This is a genomic window from Vibrio ouci, from assembly GCF_004551525.1.
In the GTDB taxonomy this organism is placed as follows: domain Bacteria; phylum Pseudomonadota; class Gammaproteobacteria; order Enterobacterales; family Vibrionaceae; genus Vibrio; species Vibrio ouci.
The window spans coordinates 1-334 of the sequence record NZ_SATR01000440.1 but is presented as its reverse complement, the minus strand read 5'-3'; the positions used below and the strand labels follow the sequence as shown (position 1 = coordinate 334).

Genomic DNA, 334 nt, shown 5'->3' with positions numbered 1-334 from the left:
TCTAATGCAAGAAGTGTTTGTTGTTCTAACGCTTCTTGCGCAGTGACATAAAAGCCCGCTTCAGCGATATCTTCTGCTTTGATTTGTTCATTACGGATAAAGCGATAAGCACCTTCCATATCAGCAGGAGAGATAATGAGTTTCGAGACGGGTACTCCTGGCTGCTCAGCCAATGAGGCAGCGAGTGCGACGAGTCTTTGAGTACGTCTTGGGTCATTGAGGTGGGCTTGACCGAATTGCTTTTGCGCCCAAAGAGTTGGCTCTATATAAGTCATGGTAATCATCCTTGTCATTGCTTAGATGATCAGATCATGGAACATGCAATTAGTTCAAA

At 44.6% G+C, this 334-nt stretch carries 1 protein-coding gene; it reads right to left on the bottom strand.

The annotated features are described in order from the left end of the window. On the bottom strand, nucleotides 1-275 hold a 275-nt coding region (locus ELS82_RS26185; RefSeq protein ID WP_279630726.1), incomplete at its 3' end, for an IS4/Tn5 family transposase DNA-binding protein. Nucleotides 276-334 lie beyond the last annotated feature (59 nt).